The 17,459-nt window shown below is 62.7% G+C and carries 13 protein-coding genes and 3 pseudogenes; 9 read left to right on the forward strand and 7 right to left on the reverse strand.

The annotated features are described in order from the left end of the window. Positions 1-34: 34 nt before the first annotated feature. Positions 35-1,528, reverse strand: coding sequence for a sensor domain-containing diguanylate cyclase (locus HX875_RS13105; RefSeq protein ID WP_177043482.1), 1,494 nt, complete (start codon positions 1,526-1,528; stop codon positions 35-37). A gap of 86 nt (positions 1,529-1,614) precedes the next feature. Further along, complete coding sequence (locus tag HX875_RS13110) at positions 1,615-2,937, reverse strand: OprD family porin (protein ID WP_177043483.1); 1,323 nt, start codon at positions 2,935-2,937, stop codon at positions 1,615-1,617. A gap of 349 nt (positions 2,938-3,286) precedes the next feature. Between HX875_RS13110 and HX875_RS13115 the strand changes: the two genes are divergently transcribed. From HX875_RS13115 to HX875_RS13130, 5 genes and pseudogenes are all read left to right on the forward strand, one after another. After that, positions 3,287-4,261 carry a 2-hydroxyacid dehydrogenase gene (locus tag HX875_RS13115; RefSeq protein WP_177043484.1) on the forward strand — a complete coding sequence of 325 codons (975 nt, stop codon included), beginning with the start codon at positions 3,287-3,289 and terminating at the stop codon, positions 4,259-4,261. 24 nt (positions 4,262-4,285) lie between these two features. Continuing rightward, positions 4,286-4,384 (forward strand): annotated as a pseudogene (locus tag HX875_RS32745) (outer membrane lipoprotein carrier protein LolA); the annotation flags it as partial. Positions 4,385-4,435: 51 nt separating this feature from the next. Next, on the forward strand, positions 4,436-5,338 hold the full coding sequence (locus HX875_RS13120; protein WP_177043485.1) for a chemotaxis protein CheV: 903 nt from the start codon (positions 4,436-4,438) through the stop codon (positions 5,336-5,338). Positions 5,339-5,341: 3 nt separating this feature from the next. Then, the gene (locus HX875_RS13125; protein ID WP_177043486.1) at positions 5,342-5,824 is read left to right on the forward strand and encodes a GNAT family N-acetyltransferase; all 483 of its coding nucleotides are present in this window, start codon (positions 5,342-5,344) and stop codon (positions 5,822-5,824) included. Between the two features lie 107 nt (positions 5,825-5,931). Continuing rightward, a complete protein-coding gene (locus HX875_RS13130) occupies positions 5,932-6,675 on the forward strand; it encodes a YkgJ family cysteine cluster protein (RefSeq protein WP_177043487.1) in 744 nt (247 codons plus the stop codon). 238 nt (positions 6,676-6,913) lie between these two features. Here the strand turns inward: HX875_RS13130 and HX875_RS33140 are convergent. The 4 genes and pseudogenes from HX875_RS33140 to HX875_RS13145 all read right to left on the reverse strand — a co-directional run. Beyond that, positions 6,914-7,909 (reverse strand): annotated as a pseudogene (locus tag HX875_RS33140) (methyl-accepting chemotaxis protein); the annotation flags it as partial. A gap of 297 nt (positions 7,910-8,206) precedes the next feature. Beyond that, positions 8,207-8,488, reverse strand: a pseudogene (locus HX875_RS33145) (PAS domain-containing protein); the annotation flags it as partial. A 107-nt stretch (positions 8,489-8,595) separates the two neighbouring features. Next, on the reverse strand, positions 8,596-9,387 hold the full coding sequence (locus tag HX875_RS13140) for a transporter substrate-binding domain-containing protein (RefSeq protein ID WP_177043489.1): 792 nt from the start codon (positions 9,385-9,387) through the stop codon (positions 8,596-8,598). 168 nt (positions 9,388-9,555) lie between these two features. Further along, a complete protein-coding gene (locus HX875_RS13145; RefSeq protein ID WP_177043490.1) occupies positions 9,556-9,798 on the reverse strand; it encodes a hypothetical protein in 243 nt (80 codons plus the stop codon). Positions 9,799-10,012: 214 nt separating this feature from the next. Between HX875_RS13145 and HX875_RS13150 the strand changes: the two genes are divergently transcribed. Genes HX875_RS13150 through HX875_RS13165 form a run of 4 tightly spaced genes read left to right on the forward strand, consistent with a single transcriptional unit; the run spans position 10,013 to position 16,334 of the window. Continuing rightward, positions 10,013-11,179 carry an efflux RND transporter periplasmic adaptor subunit gene (locus tag HX875_RS13150; RefSeq protein ID WP_177043491.1) on the forward strand — a complete coding sequence of 389 codons (1,167 nt, stop codon included), beginning with the start codon at positions 10,013-10,015 and terminating at the stop codon, positions 11,177-11,179. After that, entirely contained in the window at positions 11,176-14,271 is a 3,096-nt protein-coding gene (locus HX875_RS13155; RefSeq protein WP_177043492.1) for a multidrug efflux RND transporter permease subunit, read from the forward strand. Before HX875_RS13150 ends, HX875_RS13155 begins: the two co-directional genes overlap by 4 nt. A gap of 31 nt (positions 14,272-14,302) precedes the next feature. Next, entirely contained in the window at positions 14,303-14,980 is a 678-nt protein-coding gene (locus HX875_RS13160) for a heavy metal response regulator transcription factor (RefSeq protein WP_003216255.1), read from the forward strand. Further along, a complete protein-coding gene (locus HX875_RS13165; protein WP_177043493.1) occupies positions 14,970-16,334 on the forward strand; it encodes a heavy metal sensor histidine kinase in 1,365 nt (454 codons plus the stop codon). The genes HX875_RS13160 and HX875_RS13165 overlap by 11 nt, the downstream gene beginning before the upstream one ends. Before the next feature lie 13 nt (positions 16,335-16,347). On the opposite strand, the gene HX875_RS13170 is transcribed toward HX875_RS13165, so the two are convergent. After that, a complete protein-coding gene (locus tag HX875_RS13170; RefSeq protein WP_003216257.1) occupies positions 16,348-17,316 on the reverse strand; it encodes a LysR family transcriptional regulator in 969 nt (322 codons plus the stop codon). Positions 17,317-17,459: the final 143 nt, after the last annotated feature.

Below are 17,459 nucleotides of genomic sequence, written 5' to 3' on the forward strand. Positions count from 1 at the left end.
CGAGGATGCCCTTAGCGTAGTTGCTGATAACGGCTCATGTGGCCTGACTGTGAACGATGCGGTTGCGCCCGGAGTGCTTGGCTTCATACAGCGCCCGGTCGGCACTCAGCAACAGCGCTTCCAGCGAGCCACGGCTGCGTTTGTCCCAGGTACTGAGGCCGATGCTGACGGTGACCGACAGTGCGTCTCCGTCCGCAGGCGGCAAGTGCTCCACCGCGCTGCGGATGTGTTCGGCGATGGTATTGGCGCCGTCGCCGTCGGTGTCCGGCAGGACCACCGCGAACTCTTCGCCGCCGTAACGCGCGGCCAGGTCGGCAGGGCGGCGAATGTTGCTGCCGATGACCTGGGCCACGTGGCGCAAGGCTTCGTCACCGCCCTGGTGGCCATGGCGGTCGTTGAAGGCCTTGAAGTGGTCGACGTCGATCATCAGCAAGGCCAGCGGCTCGCCGGAGCGTTGCGCACGCTCCCATTCCAGGCGCAGGCGCTGGTCGAGGGTGCGACGGTTGGCCAGGCCGGTGAGGGCGTCGGTGGCTGCCAGTTCCGACAAGACCTTTTCGGCGCGATAACGACGGCGCAGTTCCAGGCGCAGCATCCAGGTCAGCCACAGCAGGCCTGCACACAGCACGCCGGTGGCGCCGCTGATCAGCAGGGCGGCGCGCTTCCAGGCGGCGAACACGTCATCGCTGGACAGCGCCACCACCACAATCAGCGGCAGCGCGCCGACATTGGTGAACGTGTAAAGGCGTTGCGTGCCGGTGGTGGAGGAGACGCCGCTGAAACTGCCACTGCCTTCACGCAGCATTCTTTTGAAGTTCGGTCGCGTGCTCAGGTCCTTGTTGATCATGTCTTTTTCGAGCAGGGGCTGCTGGGCCAACAGAATGCCGTCGTTGTTCAGCAGGTTGATGGTGCTGCCGCTGCCGATGGTGAGGCGGTTGAACAACTGGTCGAAGTACGCCAGGCGCATGGTCGCCACCGCCACTCCGGCAAACTCGCCGTTGGGCCCGGGTATCCGGCGGCTGAACGCAATACGCCAGACCTGATCGCAGTCGCATCGAATCTTGAAGGGGCGGCTGATGAACAATCCCGCGTCGGGGTTCTGCTGGTGCACCTGGAAATAGTCGCGATTGGCGAAATTGCGCGGCGTGGGCGCCAGGGTGGAGGAGTCGGCGGTGACGGCGCCGTTCTTGTCCAGCAGCAGGACTTCGCCTTTGAAAGGGGCGGCCGTGGACTGGTCGAACTGCACCATATGCAGGATTTCGGCCGACACTTGGGGCAGATCATGGCGGGTGGTTGCGGTGATCAGGCCGTTCAGGGCCAGGTCGTAGAGTTCGACGTTGCGCAACACATCGGCGTTGATCAACTGGGTGATGTTGGTGGTGGAGCGCTGGGCCGTCAGCAGTGCGCTGGCGTGTTCGCGAATCAGCAGTATGGCAACGATGATTACGATCAGGATGACGGTGAGCCCACTGCCCAGAATCAGCAAAAGCTCCGGGCGTGCAGGCTGGGTGAAGGTGCGGCGTTGACTCATGGGACTGGCTTCGGCACTCAAGATGCTGGCAGTTTAGTTCCATGTTGTGAAAAAAAAGTCGCCGCCGCTAAAAGAAAGCCCGAAGGTTAAAAAACGTCAATCGGGTAGTCGACGATCACCCGGTATTCATCCACGTCCCGATCCACGGCCGCGTAGCCATTACCGCCGCGATTGGTCGCCCATTGCAGGCGCACGGCCAAATCCTTGGCCTTGCCACCTTGCACCACGTACTTGAGGTCGATGTCGCGCTCCCAGTGCTTGGCGTTCTTGCCGTCGGCGCTGTACCAGGAGGAATAGCCGCGGCTGTCCGGGTCGACCGTGGTCAGGTCGGTCTTGCCGCTGATGTACGACACGGCCGAGGTCAGGCCCGGCAGGCCCAGCCCGACAAAGTCGTAGGCGTACTTGAGCTTCCACGAGCGTTCGTTGGGGCCGTTGAAGTCGGAGTATTGCTGGGAGTTATCCAGGTAGATGCTATCGCCCTGGCTGATGTAGTCGAACGGGGTGTTGCCGTTGACCCGCTGGTAAGCGGCGGTGACGCTGTGATGGCCCACGCCCACGGTGAAATGCAGGCTGTAGGTGTTGTTGTCGATGTTGCCCAGCAGGGCCTTGCCGGTTTCCTGGGTGTGATAGTAGTGCAGGCCCGGGTTGAGGCTGACCAGTTCGTTCAACTGCCAGGTGTAGTCCAGGTCGTAGTAGTACTGGTTCCAGATGTCCTTGAGTTCGGACGCGTACAGGTTGCTGGTCAGCCCCGGCACGCCGCTGAAGGACACGCCGGCCCAGTCCAGGTGCCGGCTGTCTTCGCCATTGGGCAATGCGCCGTAGCTGGTGCCGATGCGCCGGTGGCCGCTCTGGTTGTAGAGCTTGGTGAAGCTGGCCTGGCCGCCTTCGAACATCCAGCCATCCAGGCTGTGGTTGGTCAGGCTCACGCCGCGGAAGGTCTGGGGCAGCATGCGGGTCATGCCGCCGGCGATCACCGGGTTATTGAGGAACAGGTCGCCGGCTTTCAGCTCGGTGTCGAAGGCGCGCATTTTCAAGGTGGCGCCGGCGGTGGAGAACGAGGCGGGGGCTTTGCCGTTGCCGGAGCCCACCGGCAGGATGCTGGAACCGTCGGTGCCGCCGCCGCCGTCGAGCTTGAGGCCGAGCATGGCGTTGGCGTCCAGGCCGAATCCGACGGTACCCGGGGTGTAGCCGGATTCGAAGATCCCGATGATGCCCTGGCCCCATTCCTTGCTGTCATCGGTGTGAATGTCGCGACGGTCGCGGTTCATGTAGTAGTTGCGGGTGTTGATCTTGAAGCTTGCACCTTCGACGAAACCGTCGGTGGCCGGGGTGTCTGCCGCGTGGGCAAGGGGAACGATCGTTGCAGCAATCGCGAGGAATAACGGGGTGAACGTCAGCGAGGTTTTCACCGGTGGAGCTCCTTTGGGTCAATCGAAACCGGCCAGTGTTGTTGGGGTTCCTGGCCTTTTTTCAGCGCAAAAAAAAGCCGCTGAACTCAGCGGCTTTAAGACGGATTCCCAGTGTAGAGCCCTGGAAATAAGTCGAGGGAAATCGGGGGAGAGCGGGTCGGTCTTAACCGCTGCGCTCATCGATGCGACAAATTAGCGCAGGTGAGCGGTGCGATACAGAGTGTAACAAGATAATGACTGTTGCCCAAATCGCAACAGTCTGGGCTCGCGGGTGTGGCGCGTCCTGACAAGCCCACGCAAGAATGTTAGCGTGCTTGCCATTCCCACGTAGTCGATGAGCCCGCCTTCCATGAAAAAGACTGTCCTCGCCTTCAGCCGCGTCACCCCGGAAATGATCGAACGCCTGCAACAGGATTTCGATGTGATCGCCCCCAACCCGAAGCTTGGGGACATCAACGCCCAGTTCAACGAAGCTTTGCCCCATGCCCACGGCCTGATCGGCGTTGGCCGCAAACTGGGCCGTGCGCAACTGGAAGGCGCGAGCAAGCTGGAAGTGGTCTCCAGTGTGTCGGTGGGCTACGACAACTACGACCTGGCGTACTTCAATGAACGCGGGATCATGCTCACCAACACCCCCGACGTGCTCACCGAAAGCACCGCCGACCTGGCCTTCGCCCTGCTGATGAGCAGCGCCCGCCGCGTTGCCGAGCTGGACGCCTGGACCAAGGCCGGCCAGTGGAAAGCCAGTGTCGGCGCGCCGTTGTTTGGCTGCGACGTACACGGCAAGACCCTGGGCATTGTCGGCATGGGCAACATCGGCGCGGCCGTCGCCCGCCGTGGTCGCCTGGGTTTCAATATGCCGATTCTCTACAGCGGCAACAGCCGCAAGACCGAGCTGGAACAGGAGCTGGGCGCGCAGTTCCGCAGCCTCGACCAGTTGCTGGCCGAAGCCGACTTCGTCTGCCTGGTGGTGCCGTTGAGCGAGAAAACCCGGCACCTGATCAGTCATCGTGAACTGGGCCTGATGAAATCCAGTGCGATCCTGGTGAACATTTCCCGTGGCCCGGTGGTGGATGAGCCGGCGCTGATCGAAGCCTTGCAGAACCAGACCATCCGTGGCGCCGGCCTGGATGTGTACGAGCAGGAGCCGTTGTCCGAGTCGCCCCTTTTCCAGTTGAGCAACGCCGTGACCCTGCCGCACATCGGCTCGGCCACGAATGAAACCCGCGAAGCCATGGCCAATCGCGCCCTGGAAAACCTGCGCAGTGCCTTGTTGGGCCAGCGTCCGCAGGATCTGGTGAACCCGCAGGTGTGGAAGGGCTGATCACTGCTTTTTGTAGGAGCGAGCTTGCTCGCGAAGAGCGTCAACGATAACGCGGGCGGCCTGGATCAACGCAGTGCCCTCAGGTTTTTCGCGAGCAAGCTCGCTCCTACAGTTTTCAGCGTGCAAGTCGATAACGGTCTATAGATCGTTATCCCTGATCCACAGAAGGTTTTTATGTCCACCACCAAAGCCCGCGCAGACTCACTCTCGCTTCTGCTCTTTACCTTGCGCAGCGGCAAGCTGATGGCGATCAACCTGCTGAAAGTCAGTGAAATCATTCCCTGCCCGCCGCTGACCAAGCTGCCGGAGTCGCACCCCCACGTCAAAGGCATCGCCACCTTGCGCGGCACTGCCTTGTCGGTGATCGACCTGAGCCGCGCGCTGGGGGAAATGCCCCTGCAAGACCCGGACGGCGGCTGCCTGATTGTCACCGATGTAAGCCGCTCCAAGCAGGGCCTGCATGTGCAAGCGGTGAGCAAGATCGTGCACTGCCTGACCACCGACATTCGTCCGCCACCGTTTGGCTCTGGCGGCACCCGTTCGTTTATCACCGGCGTGACCCAGGTGGAAGGCGCCCTGGTGCAGGTACTGGACATCGAAAAAGTCATCCACGGCATCGCCCCGGCGCAAATCGAAGCGGCGCCCACCGACCTGACCATGGAAGAAGCCGAAGTGCTGGGCAACGCCCGAATCCTGGTGGTGGACGACAGCCAGGTCGCCCTGCAGCAATCGGTGCACACCCTGCGCAACCTCGGCCTCACCTGCCACACCGCCCGCAGCGCCAAGGAAGCGATCGACCGGTTGCTGGAGCTGCAAGGCACTGTCGAGCAGATCAACGTGGTGGTCTCAGACATCGAGATGTCCGAAATGGACGGTTACGCCTTTACCCGTACCCTGCGGGAAACCCCGGACTTCCAGGACCTCTACGTGCTGCTGCACACCTCCCTGGACAGTGCGATGAACAGCGAAAAAGCCCGCCTGGCCGGGGCCAATGCGGTGTTGACCAAATTTTCCTCCCCGGAGTTGACCAAGTGCCTGGTGATCGCCGCCCAGACTGTGGCGCAACAGGGCATCTGACCGGTGGGTGAATACTTCCAGTTGCTACGCCGGGACCTCACCGGCAGTTTGCCCGCCCCGCAATGGCCGGCGGATATTCAGCTGGATCATTACCACGAGGCCCTGGCCCCGGCGATCCACGCGGTATTGAGCCTGGCCCAGGAACAGGGCGGCGGACGTGTCGGCTCCCTTGAGCACTGGCGCCAGCAGTTTGTCACCGACGCCGAGTTCGACCCCAAGTTGTGCCTGGTGGCCAGCAATGCCAGCGGCATCCTCGGGGTGTCGCAATGCTGGACCAGCGCCTACATCAAGAACCTGGCCATTCACCCGTGCGCCCAAGGCATGGGGCTGGGCCGGGCCTTGCTGCTGCACACCTTCCAGGTGTTCAAACAGCGCGGCGAGGCGTTCGTCGACCTCAAGGTGCTGGAGTCCAACCTGCGGGCCCGGCACCTGTATGAACGTGCGGGCATGGTGTTTGTGCTGCGCGATCTTGTCCCCGAGGACTGAGGGCGCTGGCGCATAACTTGCTTCGTACGAAGGCGAACGGTGAGCAGAGGCAAAAACCCGCCACCGTTCATGAGTGCCTTCTGACCTTGCCTGGTGACAGATCCTCCATGAATACCCACTTTTCCTGCGTTGGTTGCGGCAAGTGCTGCACCGACCACCACGTCCCCCTGACCCTTGAAGAAGCCCGCAGCTGGGCGGCTGACGGCGGTAATGTCATCGTGCTGGTGGAAGGTTTCCTGGGCAGTGGCCTGGGGCTGCCCGAGTTGCAGCGCGAGCACGCACAGCGCCGTTCCGCCATCGTGCCCAGCGGCAATACCGAGGCGTATGTGGCAATCACCTTTGCTGCCTATAACGCCGGGCGCTGCCGGAATCTTGACGAAGACAACCGCTGCCGCATCTATGAGAGGCGGCCGCTGGTGTGCCGTATCTACCCGATGGAGATCAACCCGCATATCCCGTTGAACCCGGGCGCCAAGGACTGCCCGCCGGAATCCTGGGAGCAGGGGCCGGCACTGATCGTCGGCGGCGAGTTGATGGACAAGGAACTGGCCGAGTTGATCAGCCGTTCACGCCAGGCCGACCGCGACGATATTCAGGCCAAGGAAGCGGTGTGTGGGTTACTGGGCATTCATACCACGGCGCTCAAGGGCGACGGTTTTACCGCGTACCTGCCGGACATGGGGCTGTTTGCCCAGGCGATCGAGTTGGCCATGCAAGAGACCGTGCAGGCCAATGAGTGGGTGTTCCATGTGTCCGGGATGGATATCGCCGAGCAGCTGCTGGATGCCGGTGCCCGGATTGCTACCGAGGTGCCGGCCAACTATGCGTTTATCTCGTTGCGCGCGGCTTGAGTTGGAACGATGTGCGTTGTGGTGAAGGAGCTTGCTGTGGCCAGGGAGCTTGCTGTGGCGAGGGAGCTTGCTCCCGCTGGGCTGCGCAGCGGCCCCAAAATCTTGGGAGCGCTACGCACTCCAGCGGGAGCAAGCTCCCTCGCCACAGCAAGCCCCCTGGCCACAGCAAGCTCCTTGGCCACAGCAAGCTCCTTCACCACAGCAAGCTCCCTCACCACAAAAACAGCTCATGCCGCGCCTAGCGCCGCTTGCCCCAGAACTCCTCCGCCAACCGCCGCAAGTCATCCGCCAGCCCCGCTACATCCCCTGAACTGAGCTGGCTCTGCTGACCTGCACTCACCGTCACTTCCCCGGCATTGCGAATGCCAATGATGTTGCGGTTGATGTCTTCGCTCACCGCGCTCTGCTCTTCCACCGCCGCCGCAATCTGCTGGCTCATGGCGGTAATCCGGGTCACCCGCTGGCTGATCCCGTCCAGCGCGGCAGCGGCGCGCTGGGCCTGGTCGACACTGGCCTCTACATGCTGGCTGCTTTGCGCCATCGCTTGCACCGCATCCCGGGCGCCGCCTTGCAGGGTGCTGATCATGCGCTGGATCTCATTGGTCGATTGCTGGGTACGCTGGGCCAGCCCGCGCACTTCGTCGGCCACCACGGCAAACCCGCGTCCCTGTTCCCCGGCCCGTGCGGCTTCGATGGCGGCATTGAGCGCCAGCAGGTTGGTCTGTTCGGCAATCGCGCGGATCACCTCCAGCACCCCGGAGATGTCGCCACTGTGGCTCTCCAGTTGATGGATCACTTCGGTGGCCCGCGCCAGTTCCTGGGACAAGCGCAGCACCGCGTCGCGGCTTTCATCCACCCGTTGGTGGCCTTCCCGGGTCTCGTTGCCGGCCTGGTCGGCGGCTTTCGAGGCCTGCAACGCGTGTTCGGCGACTTGCGCCACGCTGGCGGCCATTTGATTGATCGCGGCCGCGACCTGATCCGTCTGGGTCTGTTGGCCGAGGCTGCTGGTGTGGCTGCTGTCCAGTTGCTGCACCAAGGCGGCGGCATGCCCGGACAAGCGTTGCGAGGCGTCGCCAATACGGCCCACCACTGCGCCCACCTGGGCTTCCAGCATCTGCATGGCAAACTCGATGCGCCCGAACTCATCCTCGCGTCCGGTGTAGATCGCCTGGCTCAGCGGGTTGTCGGCAATCAACCGGGATCGTTGGCTCAACTGTGCCAAGGGCCGCAATAAACCGTGTACACCCGCCACTCCTGCGGCGCATCCCGCCGTGACCGCCAGCAGTTGCCAGATCACCGGATAAGTTGCCAGGCCAAAGCCCAATGCCCAGGTGGCGGCGCAGGCTCCCAGCACCCAGGCCGACAATTTGAACGTCACACCCACCACGGGCAGCACCCGGCGGGTGCCGTCGCGCAGGCGGGTATAGGCGCGTTCAGCCCGTTGCACCCGCCGCGCATCGGGCTTGGTGCGTACCGACTGATACTCCACCGTCACGCCGTCCCGGGTGACCGGCGTGGCATAGGCACTCACCCAGTAATGATCACCGTTCCTGCAGCGATTCTTCACCATGCCCATCCACGAGCGGCCGCTCCTCAACACCTGCCACATGTGGGTAAACGCAGCCGGTGGCATGTCCGGGTGGCGCAGCAGGTTATGGGGCGCGCCCAGCAACTCCTCACGGGTGTAGCCGCTGATGTCGATGAAGTCCTGGTTGGCGTAGGTAATTGCGCTGGTCAGGTCGGTGGTCGAGAGGATGTTGGCGTCGGGGGCAAAGTCCACATTTCGACCGGTGACCGGCAGATTGATCTTCATGGAAACGCGCGCTCGTGATTGTTGGTGGAGTCGGCAGGGCGTCGACTCTAAGCGCACCGGTTGGGCAAATACTGATCCAGCTCACGTTCTGAGCAATTAATTGGCCATTACGGCCTGGCGGGCAGTGCGTCAAGACGGTAGGGGCGGACGATGCGCTGGTATTCGCCATTCTGCATCAGCTGTTCAAGGGCATCGTTGAGTTCATTGCGCAAGCTGATGTCGGGCTTGCGCAGCGCAATCGCCACGCCGCTGCCCAGCAGTTCGGCGGAGACGGCGGGGCCGAGGAAGTCGAAGTCCTGGCCCTCGGCGGTGTCGAGCAGCGCCTCGCGGATTTCCACCATGCCTTGCAATGTGGCATCGATGTCACGTGCCAGCAGGCTGTGGACCAGTTCGTCATTGCGCCAGAACCCCTTGATGATTACGCCCTTCGGCGCCCACTTCGACAGGGCAAAGGCTTCGCGGTTGCTGCCCACCAATACTCCCACGCGCTTGCCCTTCAGCGACCGTGCAGTGGGCTTCAAACCGGATGTTCTGTGGGCCACCAGGCGCGTGTTGATCGGATACAGGTCAGCGGTGAAGTTCACCTGCTGGCGCCGTCTGGACGTAGGGGCCATGCCCATGATCGCGTCGAATTGCCGGGCTTCAAGGGCGGGAAAGTCTTCCACCAGCACTTGGTCGACCCAGATACACCGCACATTGAGCTGTATGCACAGGGCGTTGCCCAATTCGATGTTGAGTCCGACAAGCTGGCCGTGCTGATTGCGGCTTTGGAAGGGGGGGAATTGCGCAGCGACGGCGAAGCGAATTTCACGCCGTGGTTGATCGCCGGCCGCGTCGATGGAGAACACACCGCCTATCAGCGACAAGCACAGCGCAATACAGGTACGTATAGGAACCACGGGAACGTCCTTTTCCGGAAAACCAGCGTCACCACGCCCAGCCCCGTGAGAAAGAACCGGGGCAAGGTAGGGTCGTGCAAGCTTTCAAGAATTGGACGCAGGCCTACAAGGCGAAACTTCAGTAAATGTTGTAGGCACGGCTCGCCATTGCGAGGGAATTATTACCGCTCAGCGCTTGCCCATCGAACGACGGGTGCCGGGAGGCGCCATGCCCGGGCTCTTGGTGTGGCCGTTCTTGGCGCCGTTTTTGTACCACGGCTGGCCGGCGTTTTTCGCTCCGGCCAGTTCGCCCGGCTTGAACGGAAACTTGAATGCCGGGATCTCGGCCTTGGTTTCGCCTTCGACGCTGTCAGGGTTGGCCTGTGGGTCGATGTCGACCGCTTCAACAGCGGGTTGTGTCGGGGAATTCATGGTGGCTCCGGGGAGTACTGAAAATGACGCGGGCCCGACTTGCAGGCCACACCGCTGCGCAGTATACCTGCGCGCCTCGGATCTTTAACCACTGCTCGTACGAATGGTCGGACTTTACTGACGGCGCTGTCAGTTAGCAGTCACTTTGCTGACCCGGTTGGCGGGCTATAAAGAACCTTCATTCTTCCGATCCTTTGCCCTGGCGCCTCACCCCATGCACATTCAACGAAAACCTGCCTTGATCGTGGGCGTCCTCGTGGTACTGGCCGTTGTCGCCTGGGTGGTGACCCGCCCGGCCAAGACCAAACTGACCGCGCCCACGGCGATCCCGGTGCGGGTGATCAGCGTCAAGGAGCAGGACATCCCGCGTTTTGTCAGCGGCATCGGCTCGGTGCTGTCGTTGCACAGTGTGGTGATTCGCCCGCAGATCGACGGCATTCTCACCAAATTGCTGGTCAAGGAAGGTCAACTGGTGAAGGCCGGCGACCTGCTCGCGACCATTGACGACCGCTCGATCCGCGCCAGCCTGGACCAGGCCAAGGCGCAACTGGGGGAAAGCCAGGCGCAACTGCAGGTCGCGCTGGTCAACCTCAAGCGCTACAAGGAACTGAGCATCGACGACGGCGTGTCCAAGCAGACTTATGACCAGCAGCAAGCCCTGGTCAACCAGCTCAAGGCCACGGCCCAAGGCAACCAGGCCGCCATCGACTCGGCCCAGGTGCAGCTTTCGTACACCCAGATTCGTTCGCCGGTGACCGGCCGTGTCGGGATTCGCACCGTGGATGAAGGCAACTTCCTGCGCATGAGCGACACCCAGGGCTTGTTCTCCGTGACCCAGATCGACCCGATTGCCGTGGAATTCTCCCTGCCGCAACAAATGCTGCCGACCCTGCAAGGCCTGATCGCCGCGCAACTGCCCGCCGACGTCAACGCCTACATGGGCGCCGACACCGACGGCCAGACCGGCGACCTGCTCGGTGAAGGCCGCCTCAGCCTGATCGACAACCAGATCCGCAGCACCACCGGCACCATCCGCGCCAAGGCCGAGTTCAGCAACGGCGCGCAAAAACTCTGGCCGGGGCAACTGGTGACGATCCGCATCCAGACCGCCCTGCACAAGAACGCGCTGGTGGTGCCGGTCACCGTGGTGCAGCGCGGCCTGGACTCGCACTTTGTGTACCGGGTCAACGGTGACAAGGTCGACATCGTGCCGGTGCAGGTGGTGTATCAGGACAGCGACGTGAACATCCTCGAAGGCGTGCAGGCCGGTGATGTACTGGTTAGCGACGGCCAGTCGCGGCTCAAGGCCGGCGCTCAGGTGGATGTGCTCAAGGAACCGCCGCAGGTGATCCAGACCGTTGATGCCAAGGTGCAGCCATGAGTGGCAGTCGTTCGCCGTCGGCCTGGTGCGTCGACCACCCGGTCGCCACCTTGCTGTTGACCTTCGCCCTGGTGTTGCTCGGGATGATTGCCTTCCCGCGTCTGGCCATCGCCCCACTGCCGGAAGCGGAATTTCCGACGATCCAGGTCAGCGCCACGTTGCCCGGCGCCAGCCCGGACACCATGGCTTCATCCGTGGCCACCCCGCTGGAGGTGCAATTCAGCGCCATCCCCGGCATGACCCAGATGACCTCCAGCAGTGCCTTGGGCTCCAGCCTCCTGACCCTGCAGTTCACCCTCAACAAGAGCATCGACACCGCCGCGCAAGAGGTGCAGGCGGCGATCAACACCGCGTCCGGCAAGCTGCCCAGTGACATGCCCAGCCTGCCGACCTGGAAGAAGGTCAACCCGGCGGACAGCCCGGTACTGATCCTCAGCGTCAGCTCCGACAGCATGCCCAGCACCGAGCTGAGCGACTACGTGGAAACCCTGCTGGCCCGTCAGATCAGCCAGATCGACGGCGTCGGCCAGATCAACATCACCGGCCAGCAACGCCCGGCCATCCGGGTGCAGGCATCGCCCGACAAGCTCGCGGCCATCGGCCTGACCCTGGCGGACGTGCGCCTGGCGATCCAGCAATCGAGCCTCAACCTGGCCAAGGGTGCGATCTACGGCGAGAACAGCGTGTCGACCCTGTCGACCAACGACCAGCTGTTTCATCCTGATGACTACGCCCAGTTGATCGTGTCCTACAAGAACGGGGCACCGGTGCAACTGCGCGACATCGCCAAAGTTATCAACGGTTCGGAAAACGCCTACGTGCAGGCCTGGTCCGGCGACACGCCCGGGGTCAACCTGGTGATCTCCCGCCAGCCCGGTGCGAACATCGTCGAGACCGTGGACCGCATTCAATCCGAGCTGCCACGCCTGCAAGCCATGCTGCCGGCCTCGGTGCAGGTCAGCGTGTTGACCGACCGCACCAAGACCATCCGCGCGTCCCTGCATGAAGTGGAAGTGACCCTGCTGATCGCGATCCTGCTGGTGGTGGCGGTGATGGCGTTGTTCCTGCGCCAGTTGTCCGCCACGTTGATTGTGTCCAGCGTGCTCGGCGTGTCGTTGGTAGCCAGTTTTGCCTTGATGTACCTGATGGGTTTCAGCTTGAACAACCTGACCCTGGTGGCGATCGTGATCGCCGTGGGGTTTGTGGTGGACGATGCCATCGTGGTGGTGGAGAACATTCACCGCCACCTGGAGGCGGGCCTCGACAAACGCGAGGCCGCGATCAAGGGCGCAGGAGAAATCGGCTTTACCGTGGTGTCCATCAGCTTCTCGCTGGTGGCGGCATTTATCCCGCTGCTGTTCATGGGCGGTGTGGTGGGGCGGTTGTTCAAGGAGTTTGCGCTGACGGCCACCTCGACCATCCTGATTTCGGTGGTGGTCTCGCTGACCCTGGCGCCGACCCTGGCCGCGTTGTTCATGCGCGCCCCGACCCATCACGCCCACGACAAGCCCGGCTTCAGTGAACGCCTGCTGGCCGGTTATGCGCGCAATCTGCGCCGCGCCCTGGCCCACCAACGCACCATGGCTGCGATCTTCATGGTGACCCTGGCCCTGGCCGTGGTCGGCTACGTGTTTATCCCCAAGGGCTTTTTCCCCGTACAAGACACCGGCTTCGTCCTTGGCACCAGTGAAGCGGCGGCCGACGTGTCGTTCCCGGACATGGTCGCCAAGCACAAGGCCCTCGCCGAGATCGTCAAGGACGACCCGGCGGTGGAAGCGTTTTCCCATTCGGTGGGCGTGACCGGCAGCAACCAGACCATCGCCAACGGCCGGTTCTGGATCGCCTTGAAAGATCGCGGGGATCGCGACGTGTCGGCCAGCCAGTTTATCGACCGCATCCGGCCGAAACTGGCGAAAGTGCCGGGCATCGTCCTGTACCTGCGTGCCGGCCAGGACATCAACTTAAGCTCCGGCCCCAGCCGCGCCCAGTACCAGTACGTGCTCAAGAGCAATGACGGCCCCACGCTGAATACCTGGACCCAGCGCCTCACCGAAAAACTGCGGGCCAACCCGGCGTTCCGCGACCTGTCCAACGACTTGCAGCTGGGTGGCAGCATCACCCACATCAGCATCGACCGTCAGGCCGCCGCGCGGTTTGGCCTCACCGCCACCGATGTGGACCAGGCGCTGTACGACGCCTTCGGCCAGCGCCAGATCAACGAATTCCAGACCGAGATCAACCAGTACCAGGTGGTGCTGGAACTGGACACCCAGCAACGCGGCAAGGCCGAAAGCCTGAACTACTTCTACCTGCGCTCGCCGCTGACCAACGAGATGGTGCCGCTGTCGGCCCTGGCCAAGGTCGACCCGCCTACGGTCGGGCCGTTGTCCATCAGCCATGACGGCATGTTCCCGGCGGCCAACCTGTCGTTCAACCTGGCGCCGGGCGTCGCGTTGGGGGATGCGGTGATCATGCTCAACCAGGCCAAGAATGAAATCGGCATGCCGACCACCATCATCGGCAACTTCCAGGGCGCGGCCCAGGCATTCCAGAGTTCGTTGGCCAGCCAGCCCTGGCTGATCCTCGCGGCACTGGTAGCGGTCTACATTATCCTGGGCGTGCTGTACGAGAGCTTCGTGCACCCGCTGACGATCATCTCCACCTTGCCGTCGGCGGGGTTGGGGGCGCTGATCATGTTGTCATTGATGGGCCAGGACTTTTCGATCATGGCCCTGATCGGCCTGGTGCTGCTGATCGGTATCGTGAAGAAGAACGGTATCCTGATGATCGACTTCGCCCTGGACGCCCAGCGCGTGCGCGGGCTGCCGCCCGAGGAGGCGATTTATGAGGCGTGTGTCACGCGGTTCCGGCCGATCATCATGACTACCCTGGCCGCGCTGCTGGGTGCGGTGCCGCTGATGCTGGGCTCCGGGCCGGGTGCGGAAATGCGCCAGCCGCTGGGTATCGCGGTGGTGGGCGGGTTGCTGGTGAGCCAGGCGCTGACGCTGTTCACCACGCCGGTCATATACTTGTACCTCGAGAAGTTTTTCCACAGACCCAAACCAGCTCCCCAGCTGGCAACCACACACTGAGGCTGAGGCCCCGTCCTGGAACAAAAGGCTCATGCGTGTACTGATTATTGAAGACGAAGAAAAAACCGCCGACTACCTGCACCGCGGGCTGACGGAGCAGGGCTACACCGTCGACGTCGCCCGTGAAGGCGTCGAAGGTTTGCACCTGGCCCTGGAGAACGATTACGCGGTGATCGTGCTCGACGTGATGCTGCCCGGCCTGGATGGCTTTGGCGTATTGCGCGCGCTGCGAGCGCGCAAGCAGACGCCGGTGATCATGCTCACCGCCCGCGAGCGCGTGGAAGACCGCATCCGCGGCCTGCGCGAAGGGGCGGACGATTACCTCGGCAAGCCGTTCTCGTTCCTCGAACTGGTGGCACGCCTGCAGGCCCTGACCCGCCGCAGCGGCGGGCACGAGCCGGTGCAGGTGACCATCGCCGACCTGTGGATCGACCTGATCAGCCGCAAGGCCAGTCGCAACGGGGTTCGCCTGGACCTGACCGCCAAGGAGTTCTCGCTGCTCAGCGTTTTGGCCCGGCGCCAGGGTGAAATCCTGTCCAAGACCTCGATTGCGGAAATGGTCTGGGACATCAATTTCGACAGCGACGCCAACGTGGTGGAAGTGGCGATCAAACGCCTGCGGGCCAAGCTCGACGGGCCGTTCGAACAGAAACTGCTGCACACCATTCGCGGCATGGGTTACGTGCTGGAGAACCGCAGTGTCGGCTAACTCGATCGCCCTGCGCCTGAGCGGCATGTTCACCCTGGTGGCGCTGCTGATCTTCCTGTTGATCGGCGGCGCGCTGTACCAGCAGGTGGACAAAGGCCTGGGCTTGCTGCCCGGTGCCGAGCTGGATGCGCGTTACAGCGTGCTGGAGTCCTCGGTGAATCGCTTTGGTACGCCGGACCATTGGGCCAAGATCACCGCCAAGCTCAAGCTGTTGGGTGAGGAAGACAAGCGCATCCGTTTCTGGGTGGTGAGTAGCGACCCCACCTACGAATATGGCAACCCGGACGCGCAGATTCGTGCCTTCGCCGAAGGCCCGACCGGCAAGCGTGATTTGCACCTGCCAGGCCATCATCATCCGTTCAAAGTGCTGGTCAGCCAGTTCCCGGCCAAGGACCAGCGCCCGCCGCTGCGCTTCATGATCGCCGTCGACACCGAGAATTTCCGCGCCACCCAGCATCAACTGCTGGTGGCGCTGATCGGCCTGGCATTTGTCGGCGTGGTATTGGCCTCGCTGCTGGGGTTCTGGGTGGCGCGTATTGGCCTCAAGCCGCTGATCAAACTGTCGGATGAAGCGCAAAAACTCGCACCGCCGAAACTCTCCGGGCGCCTGCAATTGTCACCGTTGCCGCCGGAGCTGAAGCAGTTCGTCAATTCCTTCAACTCGACCCTCGACCGGGTGGAGCAAGCGTACTCGCGCCTGGAGTCGTTCAACGCCGACGTGGCCCATGAGCTGCGCTCGCCGTTGACCAACCTGATTGGCCAGACCCAGGTGGCGCTGACCCGCGGGCGTTCGGCCGAGCATTATTTCGAGGTGCTGCAATCGAACCTCGAAGAGCTGGAGCGGCTGCGTTCGATCATCAACGACATGCTGTTTCTGGCCAGCGCCGACCAGGGCAGCAAGGCCACCAAGCTGATCACCAGTTCACTGGCGGATGAAGTGGCAACCACCCTGGATTACCTGGACTTCATCCTCGAAGACGCCCAGGTGCAGGTGCGGGTGAGCGGCGATGCCCAGGTGCAGATCGAGAAGGCGCATCTGCGCCGGGCGCTGATCAACCTGTTGAGCAATGCGGTGCAGCACACGGCCCCGGGGCAGGTGATCGAGGTGAAGATCGAAGTGCTGGAGGATCACGTGGCGATCGGGGTGACCAACCCGGGCGATGAGATTGCCAGCGAGCATCTGCCTCGGTTGTTCGAACGGTTCTATCGGGTGGACGCGTCCCGCAGCAATAGCGGGGCGAATCACGGATTGGGGCTGGCGATCGTCAAGGCGATCGCGCTGATGCACGGCGGGGATGTGTTTGTGCGCAGCGAGGCCGGCGGCAACACCTTTGGCATTACGCTGCCGGTGTAGCGGCTGACCACCCTCAGTTACTCAGGCGTACCCCGCCCAAACTGCCACTTAGCTCATAAGCTGCCAGTTCCGCCTGATGCGCGGCCATGATCTCCGGCAAGGAGCTGCGCAGGTATTCCACCCACGTCTTGATCTTTGCATCCAGGTACTGGCGCGACGGGTAGATGGCGTACAGGTTGAGTTCCTGGGAGCGATAGTTGGGCATCACCCGCACCAGCGTGCCGTTGCGCAGCCCTTCAATCGCCGCATACACCGGCAACAGGCCAACACCCATGCCGCTGGTGATCGCGGTTTTCATCGCATCCGCCGAGTTCACCAGGAACGGTGAGCTGTTGATCGCCACACTTTCCTGACCTTCGGGCCCGTTGAACGACCATTTATCCAGCTGGATCACCGGGCTGACCAGGCGCAGGCACGCGTGGTTGAGCAGGTCGCTGGGCCGTTGCGCGCAGCCGTTGGCCTTGACGTAAGCCGGCGAGGCACAGGCGATGCTGTAAGTTATCCCCAGGCGTTGCGAGACAAACCCCGAATCCGGCAGCTCGCTGGCGAGCACGATGGACACGTCGTAGCCCTCGTCCAGCAAGTCTGGCACGCGGTTGGCCATGGTCAGGTCAAAGGTCACGTCCGGGTGGGTGCGGCGGTAGCGGGCAATCGCATCGATCACAAAGTGCTGGCCGATGCCGGTCATGGTGTGCACTTTCAGCTGGCCGGCGGGGCGGGCGTGGGCGTCGCTGGCTTCGGCCTCGGCTTCTTCGACGTAGGCCAGGATCTGCTCGCAACGCAGCAAATAGCGCTTGCCGGCCTCGGTCAGGGCGATGCGGCGGGTGGTGCGGTTGAGCAAACGGGTTTGCAGATGGGCCTCAAGGTTGGAGACCGCGCGCGAGACGTTGGCAGTGGTGGTGTCCAGTTGCACGGCGGCGGCGGTGAAGCTGCCGGCTTCGGCCACACAACTGAAGGCGCGCATGTTTTGCAAAGTGTCCATGGGGTGCTCTCTGGGAGATGGCAAATTGTGACACGAAGTTTCTTTTTTTTGCAGAGCGAATAATGAACCTACGAACGGATTATCGCCTGAACGGTAATAAAGATTCACAAGAATCCCACCTTATCGCCATCCGGCCCGCCCCT

The sequence above is a fragment of the Pseudomonas yamanorum genome (genome assembly GCF_013386765.1).
Classification (GTDB): Bacteria; Pseudomonadota; Gammaproteobacteria; order Pseudomonadales; family Pseudomonadaceae; genus Aquipseudomonas; species Aquipseudomonas yamanorum_A.